The sequence below is a fragment of the Erwinia psychrophila genome, assembly GCF_039023475.1.
GTDB lineage: Bacteria > Pseudomonadota > Gammaproteobacteria > Enterobacterales > Enterobacteriaceae > Erwinia.
This window is the reverse complement of sequence record NZ_JBCHVB010000002.1, coordinates 447,938-468,020: the sequence shown is the minus strand read 5'-3', so window position 1 is coordinate 468,020 and position 20,083 is coordinate 447,938. Positions and strand designations below refer to the sequence as shown.

21 protein-coding genes are annotated in these 20,083 nt (G+C 57.8%); 15 read left to right on the top strand and 6 right to left on the bottom strand.

What is annotated here, in order from left to right; all coding sequences use genetic code 11:
• Positions 1-41: 41 nt before the first annotated feature.
• Positions 42-281 (top strand): exopolysaccharide production protein YjbE, encoded by a 240-nt coding sequence (yjbE, locus tag AAH446_RS08170; protein ID WP_342906213.1) that lies wholly within the window; start codon positions 42-44, stop codon positions 279-281.
• A gap of 177 nt (positions 282-458) precedes the next feature.
• Positions 459-671: a hypothetical protein gene (locus AAH446_RS08165; protein WP_342906212.1), complete on the top strand. Its 213-nt coding sequence runs from the start codon at positions 459-461 to the stop codon at positions 669-671.
• Positions 672-831: 160 nt separating this feature from the next.
• Here AAH446_RS08165 and AAH446_RS08160 read toward each other — a convergent pair whose 3' ends face one another.
• The 3 genes from AAH446_RS08160 to iraP form a co-directional block, all read right to left on the bottom strand.
• Positions 832-2,304 (bottom strand): pyridoxal phosphate-dependent decarboxylase family protein, encoded by a 1,473-nt coding sequence (locus AAH446_RS08160; RefSeq protein WP_342906211.1) that lies wholly within the window; start codon positions 2,302-2,304, stop codon positions 832-834.
• Between the two features lie 5 nt (positions 2,305-2,309).
• Entirely contained in the window at positions 2,310-3,701 is a 1,392-nt protein-coding gene (locus tag AAH446_RS08155) for a diaminobutyrate--2-oxoglutarate transaminase (RefSeq protein ID WP_342906377.1), read from the bottom strand.
• A 480-nt stretch (positions 3,702-4,181) separates the two neighbouring features.
• Entirely contained in the window at positions 4,182-4,484 is a 303-nt protein-coding gene (iraP, locus tag AAH446_RS08150) for an anti-adapter protein IraP (protein WP_342906210.1), read from the bottom strand.
• 355 nt (positions 4,485-4,839) lie between these two features.
• On the opposite strand from iraP, the gene AAH446_RS08145 reads away from it, so the two are divergent.
• From AAH446_RS08145 to AAH446_RS08130, 4 genes are all read left to right on the top strand, one after another.
• Positions 4,840-5,220, top strand: coding sequence for a hypothetical protein (locus tag AAH446_RS08145; RefSeq protein WP_342906209.1), 381 nt, complete (start codon positions 4,840-4,842; stop codon positions 5,218-5,220).
• Positions 5,221-5,442: 222 nt separating this feature from the next.
• The gene (locus AAH446_RS08140) at positions 5,443-6,897 is read left to right on the top strand and encodes a sugar porter family MFS transporter (protein ID WP_342906208.1); all 1,455 of its coding nucleotides are present in this window, start codon (positions 5,443-5,445) and stop codon (positions 6,895-6,897) included.
• A gap of 102 nt (positions 6,898-6,999) precedes the next feature.
• Positions 7,000-7,197 (top strand): hypothetical protein, encoded by a 198-nt coding sequence (locus AAH446_RS08135; protein WP_342906207.1) that lies wholly within the window; start codon positions 7,000-7,002, stop codon positions 7,195-7,197.
• Position 7,198: 1 nt separating this feature from the next.
• Positions 7,199-7,969 carry a hypothetical protein gene (locus tag AAH446_RS08130; RefSeq protein ID WP_342906206.1) on the top strand — a complete coding sequence of 257 codons (771 nt, stop codon included), beginning with the start codon at positions 7,199-7,201 and terminating at the stop codon, positions 7,967-7,969.
• Between the two features lie 40 nt (positions 7,970-8,009).
• Here the strand turns inward: AAH446_RS08130 and crcB are convergent, their stop codons facing one another.
• Positions 8,010-8,387, bottom strand: coding sequence for a fluoride efflux transporter CrcB (crcB, locus tag AAH446_RS08125; protein WP_342906205.1), 378 nt, complete (start codon positions 8,385-8,387; stop codon positions 8,010-8,012).
• An 830-nt stretch (positions 8,388-9,217) separates the two neighbouring features.
• On the opposite strand from crcB, the gene AAH446_RS08120 reads away from it, so the two are divergent.
• Positions 9,218-9,370, top strand: coding sequence for a hypothetical protein (locus AAH446_RS08120; RefSeq protein ID WP_342906204.1), 153 nt, complete (start codon positions 9,218-9,220; stop codon positions 9,368-9,370).
• Position 9,371: 1 nt separating this feature from the next.
• Here the strand turns inward: AAH446_RS08120 and AAH446_RS08115 are convergent, their stop codons facing one another.
• Positions 9,372-10,814: an MFS transporter gene (locus AAH446_RS08115; RefSeq protein WP_342906203.1), complete on the bottom strand. Its 1,443-nt coding sequence runs from the start codon at positions 10,812-10,814 to the stop codon at positions 9,372-9,374.
• A gap of 273 nt (positions 10,815-11,087) precedes the next feature.
• Here AAH446_RS08115 and budC point away from each other — a divergent pair, with 273 nt between their 5' ends.
• From budC to crtB, 8 genes are all read left to right on the top strand, one after another.
• The gene (budC, locus tag AAH446_RS08110) at positions 11,088-11,852 is read left to right on the top strand and encodes a meso-2,3-butanediol dehydrogenase (protein ID WP_342906202.1); all 765 of its coding nucleotides are present in this window, start codon (positions 11,088-11,090) and stop codon (positions 11,850-11,852) included.
• 51 nt (positions 11,853-11,903) lie between these two features.
• Positions 11,904-12,458, top strand: a complete 555-nt coding sequence (locus AAH446_RS08105) for a YtfJ family protein (protein WP_342906201.1) — start codon at positions 11,904-11,906, stop codon at positions 12,456-12,458.
• 270 nt (positions 12,459-12,728) lie between these two features.
• Complete coding sequence (locus AAH446_RS08100) at positions 12,729-13,634, top strand: polyprenyl synthetase family protein (RefSeq protein WP_342906200.1); 906 nt, start codon at positions 12,729-12,731, stop codon at positions 13,632-13,634.
• 39 nt (positions 13,635-13,673) lie between these two features.
• Positions 13,674-14,717, top strand: coding sequence for a type 2 isopentenyl-diphosphate Delta-isomerase (fni, locus tag AAH446_RS08095; RefSeq protein WP_342906199.1), 1,044 nt, complete (start codon positions 13,674-13,676; stop codon positions 14,715-14,717).
• A complete protein-coding gene (locus AAH446_RS08090) occupies positions 14,714-15,991 on the top strand; it encodes a glycosyltransferase (RefSeq protein WP_342906198.1) in 1,278 nt (425 codons plus the stop codon). The genes fni and AAH446_RS08090 overlap by 4 nt, the downstream gene beginning before the upstream one ends.
• On the top strand, positions 15,985-17,151 hold the full coding sequence (gene crtY / locus AAH446_RS08085) for a lycopene beta-cyclase CrtY (RefSeq protein WP_342906197.1): 1,167 nt from the start codon (positions 15,985-15,987) through the stop codon (positions 17,149-17,151). Before AAH446_RS08090 ends, crtY begins: the two co-directional genes overlap by 7 nt.
• Positions 17,151-18,632, top strand: a complete 1,482-nt coding sequence (locus AAH446_RS08080) for a phytoene desaturase (RefSeq protein WP_342906196.1) — start codon at positions 17,151-17,153, stop codon at positions 18,630-18,632. The genes crtY and AAH446_RS08080 overlap by 1 nt, the downstream gene beginning before the upstream one ends.
• Positions 18,629-19,552 carry a 15-cis-phytoene synthase CrtB gene (gene crtB / locus AAH446_RS08075; RefSeq protein ID WP_342906195.1) on the top strand — a complete coding sequence of 308 codons (924 nt, stop codon included), beginning with the start codon at positions 18,629-18,631 and terminating at the stop codon, positions 19,550-19,552. Before AAH446_RS08080 ends, crtB begins: the two co-directional genes overlap by 4 nt.
• On the opposite strand, the gene AAH446_RS08070 is transcribed toward crtB, so the two are convergent.
• Positions 19,491-20,024, bottom strand: coding sequence for a sterol desaturase family protein (locus AAH446_RS08070; protein WP_342906194.1), 534 nt, complete (start codon positions 20,022-20,024; stop codon positions 19,491-19,493). The genes crtB and AAH446_RS08070 overlap by 62 nt on opposite strands.
• Positions 20,025-20,083: the final 59 nt, after the last annotated feature.

Below are 20,083 nucleotides of genomic sequence, written 5' to 3'. Positions count from 1 at the left end.
CGGCATTAACAGCTTTTCTTTCGTCCGGGGATAAATAAAAAATGAAAAAAACGATCGCTTTAACTCTGTTACTGACCCTCGCCGCCAGCAGCGCTGTTCAGGCAGCCAGCACCACCGGCGCTGCCGCAGGCAGTGAGGCGACGGCCATCTCCAGCGGCAACTCTGATGCGGTGGGTGTGGGTGCCGTGGCGGCGCTGCTTGGCGTTGCGCTGGCCACTATGGGCGGCGACGGTTCCGGCACCGGCAGCACCACAACCACTACGGGCACGGTGACCCGCTGATACGCTTTCCGTTACGTCAGTGAAGCCTTTTCAGAAGAAAAGGCTTCTTCTCTGCCTTCCCCGTCAGCCTCCCTACCGTCAGCCTGTATGATCATGTTTCAGGACGTTTCCCGATCCTTCATCCAGCGTCTCGCCTATACTTATCAACTGGCCCCTTTTTATCTCATGGAGTGAGCTATGATAATCGGATTTGTATTGCTCGTGAGCGCCTGCGGTCATGATGCCTGTGAGGCTCTGCCGGTATCCGAACATCTGTTTCCGTCGCGCTATGTCTGCGAACGTATGGCTGAGCGTGTCCGTGAGCGCCGCCCTGATGCCGTGCTGCTCTGTGGTGAGGTTTTCCGTCATCCCGACACCACTACCACTGAGGCAATTAAGGCCATTAATTGATTGATTTCCTGCACATCGCCCTGCCGCGTCATCGTCGTTTTCCGCCTGTTCCCCTGTCAGCCTGATTAACGAAGCGCTTATCCGCATGCTCTGTTGCGGCCAAAAAAAAGCCGATAACGAGATGTTATCGGCTTTATCTGTTGTCCGGACAGGCTGGGCGTTACGCGTTCAGCAGTTCCTGTGCGGTACGCTCAACCAGCGCCAGCAGGATTTTGATATCTTCCAGGCTGACGGTCGGGTTTAACAGGGTCAGTTTCAGACAGGTGACGCCTGCAAACTCCGTGACGCCCACGTTAGCGCGGCCAGAATCCAGCAGCGCATCGCCAATCTGCTGATTAAGCAGCGCCACTGAGGCGTCGTCTGCCGTCGCCATCTGAGCGGGACGATAACGGAACAGCACGCTTGCCAGCTGAGGCTCCATAACCAGCTCAAAAGCGGCCTGCTCAGTGACATAGTGCGCCACTTCCTGCGCCAGCGTGACGCCATGATCGATAATCTCAGCGTACTGCTTCTGCCCCAGCGCCTCCAGCCCCATCCAGAGTTTCAGCGCATCAAAACGGCGGGTGGTCTGCAATGATTTCGCCACCAGGTTAGGCACACCCTGAGCTTCGTCAAATTCGGAGTTAAGGTAGGCAGCCTGATAGCGCATCAGTTCGTAATGGCGGGCGTCCCTGAGCAGGAAGGCGCCGCAGCTGATGGTCTGGAAGAACTGCTTATGAAAATCCAGGGTGACGGAATCGGCCAGCTCCAGGCCATCCAGATAGTCCCGGTATTTCTCTGACAGCAGCAGCGCACCGCCCCAGGCCGCATCAACGTGCATCCAGATCTGATGCTTCGCCGCCAGGGAGGCGACGGCACGAAGCGGATCGATAGCGCCGGCATCGGTCGTACCCGCCGTCGCCACGATCGCCAGAATCTGCTCGCCGTTCGCTTCCGCCTGCGCCACTTTCTCCGCCAGGTCGTTCATGTCCATACGCGCAAACCGATCGGTTTTGACCAGCGTCACGGACTGATAGCCAAGTCCCAGCAGCGCCATATTCTTCTGTACGGAAAAATGCGCATGCCGTGAGCAGAGCACCTTTATTTTCCGCAAATCGCCGGTCAGTCCATCCTGCTGGATAGAGTGGCCCCGGCGGGCGAAGAACGCATCACGCGCCAGCATCAGCCCCATCAGGTTGCTCTGGGTGCCGCCGCTGGTAAACACGCCAGCATCGCCCGCCGGATAGCCCACCTGGCTACGCAGCCATTCGATCAGCTTGATCTCAATCAGCGTCGCAGAAGGGCTTTGATCCCAGGAGTCCATACTCTGGTTGGTGGCGTTAATCAGCACCTCCGCCGCCTGGCTGATCACCAGGCTCGGGCAGTGAAGATGCGCCACGCACTGCGGGTGATGCACCGACAGGCTGTCTTTCAGAAAATAGTCAATCGCCCGCTCGATGGCCGCCTGGTTGCCCAGTCCCGCAGGATTGAAGTCCAGGGTAATACGCTCACGCAGTTCCGCGACGGTTTTACCCTGATACATCTCCGGCTGCTGTAACCACTGCACAACGGCCTGGCTGCTTTGCGCTATCGCCTGCTGATAGGCTCTAATACTCTGCTCTGAGGAAGCCAGAATCGGATTAGCATCAGACATCACTTTCACTCCGCTGAAACGGGTTTCACGCCGGCGGCTAGCAGGGCGTGTTCAAATTTATCAAGGAAGATCGCCAGTTCATCATTGGTGATCAGCAGCGAAGGCAGCAGGCGCAGCACGCAGCCGTCACGACCGCCGCGCTCCAGAATCAGTCCGGCTTTGAAGCACTCTTTTTGCAGTTGCGCAGAGAGCTGACCGTCGGCAGGGTAGCAACCCATATGATCCTGGGCTTCGTCAGGCTTCACAATTTCAATGCCAATCATCAGCCCACGTCCACGGACATGGCCGATGACGGGATAGCGTTTTTGCAGCGCTGCGAGCTGGCTTTTCAGCCATTCACCCTGGTCGGCGACTTTCGCGGCAACCTGGTTCTCCTGGAGATATTGCAGAGTGGTCAGCCCGGTCGCCATCGCCAGCTGATTGCCGCGGAAGGTGCCGGTATGGTGGCCCGGCTCCCAGGCATCAAATTCTTTTTTGATCCCCAGCACGGCCAGCGGTAAACCGCCACCTACCGCTTTGGACATGACGATAATGTCCGGCTCGATCCCGGCGTGTTCAAAGGCGAAAAGTTTGCCTGTACGGGCAAAGCCGGCCTGAACTTCATCAATAATCAGCAGGATGCCATGCTCCTGCGTCACCTTACGGATGCGCTGCAGCCACTCGGCAGGCGCAGGGTTAACGCCACCCTCGCCCTGCACGGCCTCCAGGATCACCGCGGCAGGCTTGCGCACGCCGCTTTCAACGTCATTGATCAGGTTTTCAAAATAGTAAGTTAACGCCTTAACGCCAGCCTCACCGCCGATGCCCAGCGGGCAGCGGTACTCGTGCGGATAAGGCATAAACTGCACTTCCGGCATCATCCCGTTGATCGCCTCTTTCGGCGACAGGTTGCCTGTTACCGCCAGCGCGCCATGCGTCATGCCGTGATAGCCGCCGGAAAAGCTGATCACCCCGGAACGACCGGTATGTTTTTTCGCCAGCTTCAGCGCCGCCTCAACCGCATCGGCACCGGACGGGCCGCAGAACTGCAGGCAGTACTCTTTGCCCTGTCCCGGAAGAATGGAGAGCAGGTAATCAGAGAAACGATCTTTTAACGGCGTGGTGAGATCGAGCGTGTGTAACGGCAAGCCGCTGGTAATGACATTTTGGATGCTTTGCAGGATAGCCGGATGGTTATGGCCCAGCGCCAGGGTCCCGGCACCAGCCAGGCAGTCCAGATACTGATTCCCTTCGACGTCGGTGATCCAGATACCTTCCGCCTTCGCGATGGCTAGTGGCAGTTTACGGGGATAACTCCGGACGTTTGATTCAAATTCCGCCTGTCTCGCCAGATAGGCTTCATTGTTGCCATTTACAGATTTCGCATCAAAATTATCAATACGGACTTTAGCCGTCATCATATCACTCCTACAACCGGGGACTTTTAAGCCCAGGTTGACTAATTGAATTAAAAAATAACCAGTGTCTGAAAAACGCGGCCAATATAGGGCTTTTCCGCCTGCTTCTCAATCATTAATTATGTCCATTTTTATGATTATATTTCTTATATTAATCAATTGGTTGATTACATATTAACCGCAGTGTTAGCCGATTGTGCGGCAAACTCATTTTTAATTTATCGCTATTAATGACGCAAAACGTCTGCCATAAGGCAAACAGAAGAGATAAGGCGTTATTTCATCCACCAAAAAAGCAGCCGCGATGAGAGTGGTATGCTTCGGCACAGGACAGGATAAACAGGAATTTAAAAAGAAGGCGTTGCGTTACCGGCGTGGCAAAATACCGGAGCCGCTCTTAATCATAAACCCGTAAAAGGGCCACCGGACTGGCCCTTTTACTGAGTCAGAATGCTGAATCATCACATTTGCGCGTCAGCTTCAGTTACTCTCTTCACTTTTAGCGACTTCATCCACGTAGGTTGCCACCGCCAGCAGGCGATTCACGTGGGTTAACAGCAAATCGATATCGGATTGCAGAAACTTTTGTTCGCCGCTGGAGGCGGTCATAATCGCATTCTGAATATTTTCAGAAACGCTCATACTGTCAGAGCCCTTCTTACCGACGGTCAGCAAAAGCGCAGCAAGCAGCAGGGACTGGGCCTCAACCTGAGCCACCAGCTCTTTGGTGTCCACTTCAATTTTGGCCATTTTCATTAAAATATCGATTACTAACTGCTTCATACCCATAACCCTGGTGATTTTTTTCCATGAAATTACCATTGCCGCCCGCGCCGGGCAACGCTGAGTGAAAAAAACAGATCCGCTGCTTTTTGTAAACTTTATCGCTAATCCAAGCACTATCATTCAGTTAGCGTTGAAATTTAGCGCGAAGCGTCTGGAACTTTTCTGAAAATTTGCGTTCCGCTGGCATATGAGCCGATTTCGTCTAAATTAAACTGGCCGCTATTCGATAAAAAAGGGCAGCAGCGTCCCTCTGCTTAACGCACCGCAAACCGCGCCTGCAACGCGCTTAACGGTCGGGTTCCTGAGTAGAGCAACACAGCGATAACACGAAAAACGGAGAGGTTAATCCGTCATGGATAAAACACATTTTTATGAACGCTTAATGCGTTGGCAGCATCTGCACTTTAATGACGTGATCCTTCGGGAACGTCAGGATAACGCCGCCTGGGACAAAAAATACGAAATCTATATTCAGGATAAAACGCGCTCCTGCGCGCAGCTCTACATTCGGACCACCCAGCCCGGTGAAGATATGCTCCAGGTGATGGATGAATATCTCCGCTGGCTGCATGAATATAACGAAGTCAGAACGGATGCACAGGGCGCGGCAGAGCAGAAAAACAGTCCCGCCCAGCGCTCGCTGTTAAATGAAAATCACCATCGGGTTTACGTCAACCCCACGCCTTCCCTGCTCTCTTCTGCCGTCAGGCTGACCCAGAATGCACAACGATAGCTGATGCACTGCCGGAAATCGCTCCGGCAGTGTCTTACTGCCCCGCTTTAACCATTTTTCATCCATTCTCCTTAACGTTGCCTTTCAATGTACTTATTCTGACCAGTTGCACCCCTTTTTCGCCCTGCGCCTGGCAAAATCCCCATCCTGAAGTAGATTTACAATTCATGTGACACAGATCACGTGCAAATCCTCATTTTCGCGATTTCTCAGGGAGTACTTGTGAGCAACCTACCAAACGGCGCTTCAGCCGACGGCGCGGCCAAAACGCCGCAGTCGACCGAACCGCTGGTAAAAGTCATTGCCGTCATCGCCACGCTGGGTGGACTGCTGTTTGGCTACGACACCGGCGTGATTGCCGGCGCGCTACTGTTTATGAAGCAGGACCTGCATCTGACGCCGCTGACCACGGGAATGGTAACCAGCTTTCTGATACTGGGATCGGCCATTGGCGCTATCTTCGCTGGCCGGATTGCGGATCGCGCCGGGCGGAAAAAGATCATTCTGGCGATGGCGCTGATCTTTATGGTGGGATCGCTGGGCTGTGCGATGGCACCGAACGTCGTGCTGATGATCATGTTCCGCTTTATTCTGGGTCTGGCCGTCGGTGGCGCGGCAGCGATCGTACCAATCTATATTGCGGAAATCGTTCCCGCCAACCGGCGCTGGCAGTTTGTCACGCTTCAGGAACTGATGATCGTTTCCGGGCAGCTAATCGCCTATACCAGTAACGCCGCGATCAATGAGCTGTGGGGAGGAGAAACCACCTGGCGATGGATGCTGGGGGTCGCCTGCGTGCCCGCCGTGGTGCTGTGGGTCGGCATGCTGTTTCTGCCCGATACGCCCCGCTGGTATGCCATGCATGGGCGCTACCGGGAGGCGCGAGACGTGCTCGAACGGACCCGTAAGTCGCGGATAGTTGAGAAAGAGCTTAGTGAAATTCGCCAGTCCATGACCTCCAGAAGCGAGAAAAGCGCCCGGCGTCAGAAAAGTATTTCGGTCTGGATGAAGCGGCTGGTGGCGCTGGGCATCGGCATCGCCATGCTGCAACAGCTCTCCGGCGTGAATACCATCATGTTCTATGCGCCAACCATGCTCCAGGCTACAGGGCTAAGCACCAATGCTTCGCTGCTGGCGACCATCGCCAACGGCGTGATTTCGGTGATTATGACCTTTGTGGGCATTATGATGCTCAGCCGCTTCGGCCGGCGCCCGCTGCTGCTCACCGGCCAGATCGGCTGTACCTGTACGCTGCTGGCTATCGGGCTGATAACCTGGCTGATGCCGGAAACCGTTAACGGCCATCCCGATGTGCTGCGCAGCTATCTGGTACTGGCCGGTATGCTGGTATTTCTCTGTTTCCAGCAGGGCGCGCTTTCGCCTGTTACCTGGCTACTGCTTTCTGAAATGTTCCCGATGCGCATTCGCGGCATGGCGAACGGCATTTCTATCTTCGCCATGCAGATGACTAATTTCTCGATCGCTTTTATGTTTCCTGTTCTGCTGGAGACGTTCGGGCTGACGATGACATTTTTCGCGTTTGCCGCCGTGGGCGTGGCGGGCGGGATCTTTGCCATCCTGTTTGCGCCTGAAACCCAGGGGAAATCACTGGAGCAGATTGAAAAGCATTTTAAACAGCATCTTCAGGATGCCCCCGCTTCCCAGACAAGTAGTTAAATGCAGGGCGCCAGAAATGGCGCTTCGCGCTTTCTCATACATCTGATAGCGGGAGCGCCTACATAATGCCAGGCTTAAATCTGTTCATCACCGGAGTCCATTATGTTTCGCTTTCTTATGTCGCTTTTTTCCAGCCCCGATTCCCTGCTACAAGTTATGTCATCGCGTGATATCGAAGAGTCTATCGAAGAGGGTGAGCGCATCCTGATCGATGAGGATGGTAGCGCATCGGTCAACATCAGCAGCGCCGAAGTTCATAGTGACTTTGCCCGTCACGTTAACGCATTAAAGAGGGCTTAAGATGGGTACGGCTATTTTTATGGTGCTGATGGTATGCGGCTACTGGTACACCAGCCGCGACCTCTCCACCCGCTTTAAAATCAAACGCTCCTTCGGCTGGGATGTCTATTTCCTTGTTGCGCTTTACGGCTGCATTTTCGTCTTACAGGGGGTGATCGCGACCGGTATCCTCTGGTTAATCTTGCTCACCTGCTCGGCCATCATGAACGCGCTGCCGGAGTTTGCCCACGCGGGGCATTACAACTGGCAGGTCGATTTTATGACCTGGAGCTTTCTCGGCATTCAGGCCCCGGTAGTGGTGATGCTCGCTTTTGCCGTCGCCTTCTGCATCTATCGCTCCAGCTGGTCTGGCAGCGCCCGGCTGGACAGCAGCGGGCGAAAAAAACTTTACCAGAAACTCTCACGCGCTAACGGCGTCGAAGGCTTGTTATACCAGTGCATGGAGGAAGGCGACCTCGCCTGGATCACGCTCAAATCACGCCGCATCTATATCGGCATGGTGCACACAGCAGCCTATGAAACAACGTCCACCTCTAACCTGGTGCTGATCCCTATGCTGAGCGGCTACCGGGATGGGAAAACGTTTAAACTGAACATTGAGCATAACTACAGCAAGTGGTATTACGATCACGGCATCACGCTCGATTCCGAACCGAAATCGGCGATGGCGTTTCGTAAAGTCATCATGCTCGATCAGATTGAGACGCTCTCGCTGTTTGATGCGGCCAGCGCCAGCGCGATTGAGCTGATGGAAGAGAATGAGATGGAGTGATCCCTGCCCGGCCATTACGCCCCGGCTGACCCTGACGTCGTTACAAAATCAACGACATCAGCCAGAAGCCGGCGAAAGCCATCAGCACAGATCCGATAACGTGGATCAGTACGGAAGCCATGGCCCAGAGGTAGTCACCCGACTGGAGCAGCGACATTATCTCCAGTGAAAAGGTGGAAAAGGTCGTCATACCGCCACACAGGCCGGTCATAATCAGCAGCTTCCAGGCGGGGTCAAGCTGAGGATGGCGCAGAAAAAAGACCATCGCCCCGCCGATAATAAAACCGCCGAGCAGATTGACCACCAGCGTACCGGGCGGCAGGCTGGGGAATACGGCGTTAAGACGCACGCCCAGCAGCCAGCGGATCACACAGCCGACAGCGCCGCCAATCATAATAGCAATCACAGACTTAATCATAAGTTCCTCATGGGAAAAACGGCGGGGCGTGCATGAACGGCGCTCTCCTGACAGCCTGAGTGTACCTTTGCATTACTAAGCGGCAATGTCAGGCGTTATCAACGCGTTACAGCCGGCATGGTTGGATTAGTAAAGCACCGCCCTTTGCTGCGCAAGCCTAATCAGAATGGCCGTTTATTTCAAGCCTGGAGAAGCGGGTCGAAAGGCCGGGGGCAATACGCAGGCAGGGTAGAGTCACCCTGTCTGTCAGTAAGATGCGCTGAAATACACAGTGAAAAAGGGCTGTTTTTTTCGTTCCGGAACGCATGAGTGACCTGCCACGCCGCCTTTCAGCAAAGCATCCTGCACGATCGGATAACTGCGGGCTCACGCAGACGTCATGAAAAATCCAGAATCAGGGAAAACCTCCCAAAAAAAGCCATCATAAATAGCTAAAAGTGGGCGTAAGAATCTTCGGAAGATGGAGAGGCGTTTGCGCAAATCTGGTGTGAATAATGCCAGCGTATGCGGATAAATTAACAAGCATGCCTGAATGAAAATCAGGCTTTCTTAACATTTACTGGCTGAAAAGCGCCGGTAGTGGGGGTGGGCGGCGTGGCCGACAGCGATTAAAGGGAGCAGGCGTTCCCTGTTATGACTTCCCACTTCGCCCTTACCACAACATCACCAGCAGGATCAGCCCCCAGACCAGCGCACAGCCCACTATAATTCCGGTCCAGACTTTACCCCTGGTAGATAACCGATCCTTCATAAGCCGCCCTAACCTGTTTACAGAATTAGGGCTAGTATAAACGCTCGCAACAATCGGTCAACTTTTCAGAATTTCCTGAATGCAAAAACTCATTTTTACTGAACTTAAAGGAAATTTCAGGAATAAATTAGCCATTCAATATCTGAAAACATCAGGAAACGCAGCTTCGCTTGCTGCGCCCTGGCGACCGGTTGGTGAAATCGTCTGCGTAATGATGCCGACATCTCAATGATTTACTCCCGCTTCGGCCTGCTTTCGGCCGCTTCTGTACCGGTTATTTCGGGTTTGGTCAGATCGACAGGCGCTGTACTGGCCGTTTCGGTTTCAGCCAGCTCGTCCGAGGCTGCGCTGTCTGCGTCGGCATCAGCCAGAAAGTCTGACTCCCCGTCGCTCTTTTCAACGTCCACCTGATCGTCGGTATTGATCATCGCGGCCTGAATATCCTCTTCGGTGTTGGTAGGGTTCAGCGCGGCAGCCAGCGGAGAGCTGGCCATCGTATCCGGCATAGGGACATGCGGCACCGGCGGTTCACTGCTCTGCTGATGCGTCGTACTGCGATACCAGCTCATGCCGGCGATAATCAGCCCGCACAGCGAGAAGAAGAGATAGAGCATATTCCCGCCCAGCGGCTGCATAATCGCCCCGATGGCCAGAGGGCCGATACAGGCCCCGACGCCAAATGCCATCAGCAGACAGGCGGTCAGCGATACGCGACGCTCCGGTACCACACTGTCATTTGCCATCGCTACCACCAGCGGGTAGAGCGAAAACTGCATCATGCTGGCAATGAACGCTGCGCCAAACACCCAGGCTGGATTAACCTGGAGCGGCAAGGTCAGCGGCAGCGCCGCCAGCGCGTAGAGCAGCGCGGTGATAAACAGCAGGCGGTGGCGATCCATCCGGTCAGAAAGCCAGCTGAGCGGAAACTGTGAAATCAGCCCGGCGAAAATTGTGATGCCCATAAACAGGCCAGTTTGCTGCGTGCTGAACCCCAGCTGACTGGTATAAACCGGCGCCATACCGTAAAAAGAGCCGACAGCCATACCGATGACCAGCGTCATAAACAGCACTTTGGGGATGGTGGTAAAAAAGTAGCCCAGTTCCATCGGCGCCGGCGACATCGGCTGCACCTTGGTCCGTGTGGTGAGGGCAATCGGCACCAGGCAAAGGGCAAAGCAGAGCGCCACGATCAGTAAGCTGCTGGGGCCCGAGCCAATCTGGGACATCAAAATAATCTGGCCTGCTGACAGCCCGAGGTAGGTCGCCACCATATAGAAGCCGAAGATCAGGCCGCGCTGTCCCGGCTCCGCCTGGTCATTAAGCCAGCTCTCCAGCACCATGTACTGGCACATCATGCAGAGCCCGATAATCATCCGCAGGAAAATCCAGAGCGGCAGGAAATCCGTCAGGCCATGCCCCAGGACCGAAGCGGTGATAATCCCGGCGCAGGCAACGTAAGCACGAATATGCCCGACGCGGGCGATCAGGTTGTGTCCAACCTTACCGCCAATCACCAGGCCAATATAGTTAGCGGCAATGATGGCCCCGATAATCCCACCGCTGACCTGTTCATTAGCAAGCCGTAAGGAGACATAGGTGGTCAGCAGACCAGAACCAAGCAGCATCAGCAGCGTGGTGGTATAGAGCGGTAAAAACGTGCCTAAAACTTTTTTCATGACGGTTCCCTGTCGCGATGGTAGCGGGAAAAACTCACTTTAAGCCTAAACAGTAGCCGTATCCCTGACGATCAGGCAACCCACGCCTGCGCCTTTCTCCGGCAAACGGCGCGGGCAGCAGGCCGGGAAGCGAATAAATGCCGCGCTGCCGTTTTTTCCGGCAAACGCCCTTCAGAAAGTTTCTTAACCCCGGCAGACACTTGCGCTTCCCGCTGGGTTTGCCAGGTTTATAGAGTGACTCTGCAACCTATTAATCCCGAACAGGAGGACAACATGGCACGTTTTACGGAGAAAGTGGTGGTGGTGACAGGCGCAGGTTCAGGTATTGGCGCAGCAACCGCGCAGCGTTTCGCCAGCGAGGGCGCCTCTGTCGTGCTGGTGGGCCGCACCCGGCAGAAGCTTGAAAAAACGCTGGCGACCCTTTCCGCGGGCGATCATTTGATCGCGACCTGCGACGTGGGCGAAGCGGATCAGGTTAAGGCGCTGTCGGAAAAAGTGCTGGAGAAATATGGCCGCGCTGACGTGCTGGTCAATAATGCCGGCGTCATTGTCCAGGGCCGCATCCATGAGATTGAGCTGGATGACTGGCGAAAAATGATGAAGATCGATCTGGACGGCGTATTCCACTGCGTCCATTACTTTATGCCAGCGCTGCTGAAAACGAAGGGGAACGTTGTCAATATCTCCTCCGTTTCCGGCATGGGCGGCGACTGGGGCATGAGCGTCTACAATGCCGCTAAAGGTGCCGTGACCAACTTCACCCGCTCTCTGGCGATGGACTACGGTCAGGATGGCGTTCGCGTCAATGCGATTTGCCCCGGCTTCACCCTGACCGAGCTGACCAAAGATATGGAAGAGAATCAGGCACTGCTGGATAAATTTTATGAGCGGATCCCGCTTAACCGTGCCGGACAACCCGAAGATATCGCTGACGCGATTGCCTTTATCGCCAGCGATGAGGCCCGCTATATTACAGGCGTAAACCTGCCCGTCGACGGCGGTATTACCGCTTCAAACGGCCAGCCCAAACAAGCCTGATCGCACAGGGACTTTAACGGCGGCACCTTGTGCCGCCTTCCGGAGAACGCCATGTCCGCCCGCCTTACTGCCTTTATGCTCACCTGTATGCTGATCGCCACTGCTTCCGCACATACTTTTGTTACCGGCCAGCCCGTGCCGCCAGTTGGCGTTGCGGTCAATGGCGAACTGACTTATCAGCAGGAAGAGTTCAGCTATCAGCCGTGGAACAGCGCACATCTGCCGGGTAAAGTTCGGGTGATATTGCATCTCGCCGGACGCATGGCGGCTAAAGAGCAGAATGAACCGCTGACGCAGGCGCTGGCGGCTTTACGCCTCCCGGCGGATCGCTACCAGACCACGCTGATTGTGAATACTGACGACGCGATTCCCGGCAGCGCCGTGTTTGTGCGCGCCAGTCTCAAATCCAGCAAAAAGGAGTCCCCCTGGTCGCAGTTTATTATCGATGGGCAGGGATCGGCCCGCCAGGCCTGGCAGCTGAAAGCGGAAGGTTCCGCCGTTATCGTGCTGGATAAAGAAGGGAAAGTGCGTTTTGCCCGGGACGGTGCGCTGTCACCCGCAGAAGTTCACCAGGTAGTGACGCTGCTGAAATCTTTACTGACATGATAAGCCGCCTGGCGAAGGTGACGCAGCCCGTTCTTACCAGATAATCCGCCCATCATTTTCTCACCGGGCGTGGGCGCAATTTCTTGATAATCATCTAGTCTTATCCATAGCGGCCTTACGCAACAGGTAACGTGGCTACTAATCGACCTTTAACCGGAAGCCCTCATTCTGGCTGCACACCCGGTTGCTGAACGGCAAGCAGGTCCGGACACTGAGCCGTCTCCGGTTATGAACATTTAAACAGCAACAGCGTAACCAGTAAGAGTGACCATGACCGTCAATGCAGAAAAATCCCTGAATCAGGAAACTGAACTGCTGGCCTTGCGCGAAGCGCTGAACAGCCGCCTGGACCGCCTTCTGCCATCGGGTGATGAGCGTGACCGGGTCAGCGCCGCCATGCGTGAAGGCACGCTGGCTCCCGGCAAGCGTATCCGTCCCCTGCTGCTGCTGCTGGCGGCCCACGACCTGGGCTGTGATAAGCATCATCCCGGCCTGATCGATCTGGCCTGTGCCGTTGAGATGGTCCATTCCGCCTCGCTGATCCTGGATGACATTCCCTGTATGGATAACGCCACGCTGCGCCGTGGCCGGCCAACAATCCACCGCCAGTTTGGTCAGGATGTGGCGATTCTGGCGGCCGTGGCCTTACTCAGCAACGCTTTCGGAATAATCGCTTCTGCGGAGGGGCTGCCCGCCGACTGCCGGGCGCAGGCGGTAACGGCGCTCTCCTCGGCGGTCGGCTTACAGGGGCTTGTCCGGGGACAGTATCAGGATCTGAGCGAAGGTGGCGAGCAGCGCAGCCCGACGGCTATCGCCAGAACCAACGATCTCAAGACCAGCATGCTGTTTGACGCCACGCTGCAGATGGCAGCCCTTGCTGCCAGCGCCTCACCGCTGGTGCGCCAGAAGCTGCGCTGCTTCGCCCAGGACCTGGGACAGGCTTTTCAGCTGCTGGACGACCTGGCCGACAGCCACGATGGCACCGGCAAAGATCCGCATCAGGATGCGGGCAAATCAACGCTGGTCGCCCTGCTGGGCGCAGACGTTGTGCATCAGCGTCTGCGCGATCATCTGCACAGCGCTGACCAACACTTCGCCTACGTTAGCAATCAGGGAGTGGCGACCCGGCATTTTATGCATAGCTGGTTTGAGCAGCAGCTTGCCGCGTTCGGCTGAGGCTTTTTTTATTAAAATGAGTTACCCCGTGGAGAGTCAATGAAGGACGCGGACCTGATTCAGCGAAAAAACGATCATCTTGATATTGTGCTAAACCCTGCGCGGGCAGTCAGTCATATTCGCACGGGTTTTGCAGCGTGGCGCTTTGACCACTGTGCCTTACCCGAGCTGGATTATGACGCTGTTGACCTGAGCACTACCCTGTTTGGCCGCCCGATGAGTGCGCCGCTGTTGATCAGCTCGATGACGGGCGGGGCGCAGCGCGCGGAGGAAATTAACCGCCATCTGGCCGCCGCCGCGCAGGCGCTTGGCCTGGCAATGGGCGTCGGCTCGCAGCGGGTGGCGCTGGAAAGCGACGTGGACTTTGGCCTGAACCGCCAGCTGCGCGATATCGCCCCTGACATTCCGCTGCTGGCGAACCTGGGCGCGGCGCAGATTGCCCAGCCGCACGGGCTGGACTATGCACGCCGTGCCGTCGATATGATCGGCGCCGACGCCCTGATTGTGCATCTTAATCCGCTACAGGAAGTGCTCCAGAGTGGCGGCGACCGCAACTGGCTGGGCATCACCGACGCCCTTAACCGCCTGGTTAACGCGCTGGACGTGCCCGTGGTGGTGAAAGAAGTGGGCGCGGGCCTTTCGCCAGAGGTGGCACAGCGCCTGGCCGACGCCGGCGTCGCCATGCTGGATGTGGCGGGCGCGGGCGGCACCAGCTGGGCGGCGGTGGAAGGTGAACGCGCGGCCACGCCTCACGCCCGCGCCGTGGCAATGGCCTTTGCCGACTGGGGGATCCCCACCTCGGTCGCGCTGCGGGATATCCGCCAGCGCCTGCCGGACATTCCCCTGATCGCTTCCGGCGGCATCGCTGACGGCATCGACGTGGCGAAGGCGATTGCGCTGGGGGCCGATCTGGCCGGACTGGCTGCGGCCATCCTGCCCAGCGCCAGCGTCTCGGGCGAGGCGGTAATGGAGCGTTTTCAGATCGTTATCGATCAGCTGAGAACGGCCTGCTTCTGCACCGGCAGCGCCAGCTTTCGCGCGCTGCGGCAGGCTCCGCTGCGCTATGCCGGAAGTGAACCATGAGCCATTACGCCGCGATCGCGCCTCCGCTATTCAGCCATCAGCGGGCGCTCCAGGCGCTGGCCCAGACGCTGATGGCGCGCGGACACCGCATCACCTTTATTCAGCAGCCCGAGGCCCGGACGCTACTGAACGATCCGCATATCGGTTTTCTGCCCGTTGGCGAGGCGTCGCACCCGCCCGGCACGCTCGCCCGCACGCTGAGCCTGGCGGCCAGCCCGGGCGGCCTTTCGGTACTCAGACTGATAGAGGATATGGCGCGTAATACCGATATGCTCTGTAAGACGCTGCCCGCCGCGCTGGAAAAGCTGGGCGTCGACGGCCTGATTGTCGATCAGATGGAGCCCGCCGGCGCGCTGGTGGCCGATGCGCTCGGACTGCCTTTCGTCTCGGTCGCCTGCGCCCTGCCGGTTAACCGGGAGCCGGGCCTGCCGCTGCCGGTGATGCCTTTTCAGTACGCCACCGACGATCGGGCGCTGAAACGCTACGCCACCAGCCAGCGGATCTATGACTGGATGATGCGCGGGCATAACCGGGTGATCAACCGCCATGCGCGGGCCTTTGGCCTGCCTGCACGACAGGGCCTGCACGAATGTCTTTCACCGCTTGCGCAGATCAGCCAGACTCTGCCCGCGCTGGATTTCCCCCGGCGGGCGTTACCGCCGGGCTATCATGCGGTCGGCCCGCTTCGCCCGGCAGCTTCCGCGCGGGGCGAAACCTGGCCCGTCTCGCCGGATACCCCTTTTGTTTTCGCGTCACTGGGTACCTTGCAGGGCCACCGCTTCCGGTTATTCAGAACCATCGCCCGCGCCTGCCAGACGCTGGGCGTCCAGTTACTTATCGCTCACTGCGGGGGCCTTAGCGCCGCCCAGTGCGAAACGTTAAAGACCAGCGGAGCAACGTGGGTAACGGATTTTGCCGATCAGCCCGCCGTGCTTCAGCAGGCGCAGGCGGTCATTACCCACGGCGGGCTGAATACCGTCGCCGACGCGGTCGCCAGCCTGACCCCCGTGCTGGCAGTACCGATTGCTTTCGATCAGCCCGGCGTGGCGGCCCGCGTTGCCTGGAGCGGCATTGGACGCCGGGTATCGCGCTTTTGCCGGAGCGACACTCTGGCGCGGAATCTCAATGAACTCCTTGAGGATGAAAGTTACCGGCTGCGGCTGGGTGCCGTCCAGGCTCAGCTCAAAAAAGCGGGCGGGACGGCCAGGGCGGCAGATATTGTTGAACAGGCACTAGGATCATCCACGCAGATGCTTGCCGGGAGAACATGGTGAAAAAGTGGGATTTAATTCTGGCAGGGGGCGGACTGGCAAATGGCCTGATCGCCCTTCGCCTATTGCAGCGCCAGCCCGGCCTGAAAATTCTGATGCTGGAGGGCGGTTCGCAGCCCGGCGGCAACCATACCTGGTCATTCCATCAGCACGATTTAACGCCCGAACAGCATGAGTGGATTGCGCCTCTGGTGGCGCATCGCTGGGCGGGGTATGACGTACAGTTTCCGCAGTTTAGCCGCACGCTGGATGGCGGCTACCTGACGGTGACCTCGGAACGGTTTGCCGCGATCGTTAGCGCCCTGCCGGGCCTGCATCTTCAGACGAACGCTGAAATCAGCGCCCTCACGCCGGAGCAGGTGACGCTTGCCGGCGGCGAGGTCCATACTGCGCGGGCGGTGCTGGACGGGCGTGGCTATCAGCCCAGCCCGCATCTTCAGGCCGGCTTTCAGTCTTTTCTCGGCCAGGAGTGGCAGCTGGCGCGCCCTCACGGCCTGACCCGCCCCATACTGATGGATGCCACGGTCGACCAGCTTGAGGGATACCGCTTCGTCTATACGCTTCCGCTTACCGAAGATCGCGTGCTGATTGAAGATACTCACTATATAGACAGTGCGGCGCTGGATCCGGACGCTGCGCGCAGCCGCATCGCCGACTACGCCGCGAGTAAAGGCATGGCGCTGAAAGCATTACTGCGTGAAGAACAGGGTAACTTACCCATTACGCTGGCGGGCGCTCCTCAAGCTTTCTGGCTGGAGAGGAAGGGCCAGCCGTGCAGCGGCATGCGCGCCGGACTTTTTCATCCCACAACCGGGTACTCCCTGCCGCTGGCCGTGGCGCTGGCCGATCGGCTTGCCGCTCAGCCCCTGCCCGACCCTGCGGCGCTCTCCGCCCTTATCCGCCAGTTTGCCCTGCGGCAGTGGCAGCGGCAGCGTTTCTTCCGCCTGCTGAACCGGATGCTGTTTCTGGCTGGCCCGCCCGCCCGGCGCTGGCAGGTTATGCAACGTTTTTACCGTCTGGATGACGGGCTGATCGCCCGGTTTTATGCCGGTCATCCGACGCTGACCGATATGGCACGGATACTCACAGGCAAGCCGCCGGTTCCGGTTGGCGAAGCCCTGCGGGCCGTGCTCAAGCACACTCCCCGGCTGCGAGCCTATTAATGAACAGAACGATTGTAATTGGCGCCGGTTTCGGCGGGCTGGCCTTAGCCATCCGGCTTCAGGCCTCCGGTATTCCCACGCGACTGCTTGAGGGGCGCGACAAGCCCGGCGGCCGCGCTTACGTTTATCAGGACAAGGGCTTCACGTTTGATGCCGGTCCGACAGTCATCACCGACCCGACCGCCATTGAAGAGCTGTTTACCCTGGCGGGAAAACGTCTGGAAGATTACGTGGAACTGATGCCGGTGAAGCCGTTTTACCGGCTCTGCTGGGAATCAGGTAAGGTGCTGGATTATGACAACGATCAGCCGAACCTGGAGGCGCAGATTGCCCGTTTCAATCCGGCTGACGTGGCGGGCTATCAGCGCTTCCTCGACTATTCGCGCGCCGTCTTTAAAGAAGGCTATCTGAAACTCGGCACCGTTCCCTTTCTGTCGTTCCGCGATATGCTGCGTGCCGGCCCTCAGCTGGCACGTCTTCAGGCCTGGCGCAGCGTTTACAGTATGGTGTCATCCTTTATCGAAGAGGAGCATCTCCGCCAGGCGTTTTCCTTCCATTCGCTGCTGGTGGGCGGCAATCCGTTCAGCACCTCCTCCATCTATACGCTGATCCATGCGCTGGAGCGGGAATGGGGCGTCTGGTTTCCGCGCGGCGGAACCGGGGCGCTGGTGCAGGGCATGGTGAAGCTTTTTGAAGACCTGGGCGGCGAAATAGAGCTGAATGCCCACGTCAGCAAGCTGGAAACGCAGGGTGACCGGATTTCAGCGGTACAGCTCGCCGATGGCCGCCGCTTCGATACCCCCGCCGTGGCCTCAAATGCTGACGTGGTGCATACCTACGACAAGCTGCTTGCTGACCATGCGCGTGGCCGTTCCCGTGCGGCCTCGCTGAAGCGTAAGCGCATGAGCAACTCGCTGTTCGTTATCTATTTTGGCCTCAGCCATCACCACAGCCAGCTGGCCCACCACACGGTGTGCTTCGGCCCGCGCTATAAAGAGCTGATCGACGATATTTTCAATCGCGATACGCTAGCAGAAGATTTTTCACTCTACCTTCATGCACCCTGCGTCACCGATCCCTCGCTCGCGCCGGAAGGCTGCGGCAGCTATTACGTGCTCGCCCCGGTTCCCCACCTTGGCACGGCCGATCTCGACTGGGAAAAAGAGGGGCCGCGTCTGCGCGATCGTATTTTCGACTATCTGGAAAAGCACTATATGCCCGGTCTGCGCGAGCAGCTGGTCACCCACCGCATTTTTACGCCGTTCGACTTCCGCGACGAGCTGGGTGCCCATCAGGGTTCGGCCTTTTCCGTCGAGCCCATTCTGACCCAGAGCGCCTGGTTCCGGCCTCACAATCGCGACAGCCAGATTGAGAATCTCTACCTGGTCGGTGCCGGTACGCATCCCGGCGCAGGGGTGCCTGGCGTGATTGGCTCCGCCAAAGCGACCGCCGGTCTGATGCTGGAGGATCTGGCCCGATGAATCAGCCTCTGCTGGAACACGCCACGCAAACCATCGCGGTGGGGTCGAAAAGCTTCGCCACCGCCTCGAAACTGTTCGATGCCAGAACGCGGCGAGGCGCGCTGATGCTCTACGCCTGGTGCCGGCACTGCGACGATGTCATTGACGGTCAGGAGATGGGCTTTACCGCGCCGGTGGCTGAAGGTTCGCCGGAAGCGCGGCTGGAACAGCTACGCAGCCTGACCCACCAGGCTTTCCAGGGCGCGACGATGACGCAGCCCGCCTTTGCCGCGTTTCAGGAAGTAGCCCTCGCCAGCGCCATCCCTGAGCGGCTGGCGTTCGATCATCTTGAAGGTTATGCCATGGACGTCCGGCATGACCGTTACTGCACTTTTGACGACACCCTGCGCTACTGCTATCACGTTGCAGGCGTGGTAGGGCTGATGATGGCGCAGGTTATGGGGGTTCGCGATGAGGCGGTGCTGGATCGCGCCTGCGATCTGGGGCTGGCGTTCCAGCTAACCAATATCGCCCGCGATATCGTTGAGGATGCGCAGGCAGGACGCTGCTATCTGCCTGCCGACTGGCTGGCGGAGGCGGGGCTGACCTTGCAGAATTACGCCCAGCCGGACAACCGCGCCGCGCTGGCGAGGCTGGCCGCCCGGCTGGTGGCCGAAGCGGAGCCTTATTACGCCTCGGCGCGTGCCGGGCTGGCGGGTCTGCCGCTGCGATCGGCCTGGGCGATTGCCACCGCGCGCGGCGTGTACCGTGAAATTGGCGTCAAGGTGGATCGCGCCGGTGAAAAAGCCTGGGACCGCCGTCAGGGCACCAGCAAGGCTGAAAAGCTGGGGCTGCTGATGTCCGGCGCAGGCCTTGCGTTTACTTCCCGTTTCGGGTCGGCGGCGCCGCGTCCTGCCGGGCTGTGGCAGCGTCCCCGCTGACCGGTCTGCCGTGCCGCTGTCGCAGCGTTTTTTGCAGCTTCGTCAGCGGCGGCGCGTAGAGAAAACCGAACGACACGCAGCCCTCCTTCCCTCTGACCGCATGGTGCAGCCGGTGGGCCATATAGAGGCGCTTCAGATAGCCTTTTCGGGGAATATAGCGGAAGGGCCAGCGCTGATGCACCAGGCCATCATGCACGATAAAATAGAGCGCGCCATAGGTCGTCATACCGGCCCCGATCCACTGAAGCGGCCAGTACCCTACCGATCCGAAATAGATCAGGGCAATCGCCAGTCCGGCAAAAACCACCGCATAGAGATCGTTTAACTCAAAGCTCCCCTTATGCGGTTCATGGTGGGAATGGTGCCAGCCCCATCCCCAGCTGTGCATAATATATTTGTGGGCAAGCGCCGCCACAATTTCCATGATAAAAACGGTGAACAGCACGATGAGAGTGTTATACAGCCAGAGCATAGTTCCGCACTTTTCCATGATGATGATTTTTAAGCTTAACGGATAAAAACCGCTTTGGC

Coding starts and splice junctions, on each gene's coding strand:
- yjbE (WP_342906213.1), top strand. CDS start 42: ATGAAAAAAACGATCGCTTTAACTCTGTTACTGACCCTCGCCGCCAGC.
- AAH446_RS08165 (WP_342906212.1), top strand. CDS start 459: ATGATAATCGGATTTGTATTGCTCGTGAGCGCCTGCGGTCATGATGCC.
- AAH446_RS08160 (WP_342906211.1), bottom strand. CDS start 2,304: ATGTCTGATGCTAATCCGATTCTGGCTTCCTCAGAGCAGAGTATTAGA.
- AAH446_RS08155 (WP_342906377.1), bottom strand. CDS start 3,701: ATGACGGCTAAAGTCCGTATTGATAATTTTGATGCGAAATCTGTAAAT.
- iraP (WP_342906210.1), bottom strand. CDS start 4,484: ATGAAGCAGTTAGTAATCGATATTTTAATGAAAATGGCCAAAATTGAA.
- AAH446_RS08145 (WP_342906209.1), top strand. CDS start 4,840: ATGGATAAAACACATTTTTATGAACGCTTAATGCGTTGGCAGCATCTG.
- AAH446_RS08135 (WP_342906207.1), top strand. CDS start 7,000: ATGTTTCGCTTTCTTATGTCGCTTTTTTCCAGCCCCGATTCCCTGCTA.
- AAH446_RS08130 (WP_342906206.1), top strand. CDS start 7,199: ATGGGTACGGCTATTTTTATGGTGCTGATGGTATGCGGCTACTGGTAC.
- crcB (WP_342906205.1), bottom strand. CDS start 8,387: ATGATTAAGTCTGTGATTGCTATTATGATTGGCGGCGCTGTCGGCTGT.
- AAH446_RS08120 (WP_342906204.1), top strand. CDS start 9,218: ATGCAAAAACTCATTTTTACTGAACTTAAAGGAAATTTCAGGAATAAA.
- AAH446_RS08115 (WP_342906203.1), bottom strand. CDS start 10,814: ATGAAAAAAGTTTTAGGCACGTTTTTACCGCTCTATACCACCACGCTG.
- budC (WP_342906202.1), top strand. CDS start 11,088: ATGGCACGTTTTACGGAGAAAGTGGTGGTGGTGACAGGCGCAGGTTCA.
- AAH446_RS08105 (WP_342906201.1), top strand. CDS start 11,904: ATGTCCGCCCGCCTTACTGCCTTTATGCTCACCTGTATGCTGATCGCC.
- AAH446_RS08100 (WP_342906200.1), top strand. CDS start 12,729: ATGACCGTCAATGCAGAAAAATCCCTGAATCAGGAAACTGAACTGCTG.
- fni (WP_342906199.1), top strand. CDS start 13,674: ATGAAGGACGCGGACCTGATTCAGCGAAAAAACGATCATCTTGATATT.
- AAH446_RS08090 (WP_342906198.1), top strand. CDS start 14,714: ATGAGCCATTACGCCGCGATCGCGCCTCCGCTATTCAGCCATCAGCGG.
- crtY (WP_342906197.1), top strand. CDS start 15,985: ATGGTGAAAAAGTGGGATTTAATTCTGGCAGGGGGCGGACTGGCAAAT.
- AAH446_RS08080 (WP_342906196.1), top strand. CDS start 17,151: ATGAACAGAACGATTGTAATTGGCGCCGGTTTCGGCGGGCTGGCCTTA.
- crtB (WP_342906195.1), top strand. CDS start 18,629: ATGAATCAGCCTCTGCTGGAACACGCCACGCAAACCATCGCGGTGGGG.
- AAH446_RS08070 (WP_342906194.1), bottom strand. CDS start 20,024: ATGCTCTGGCTGTATAACACTCTCATCGTGCTGTTCACCGTTTTTATC.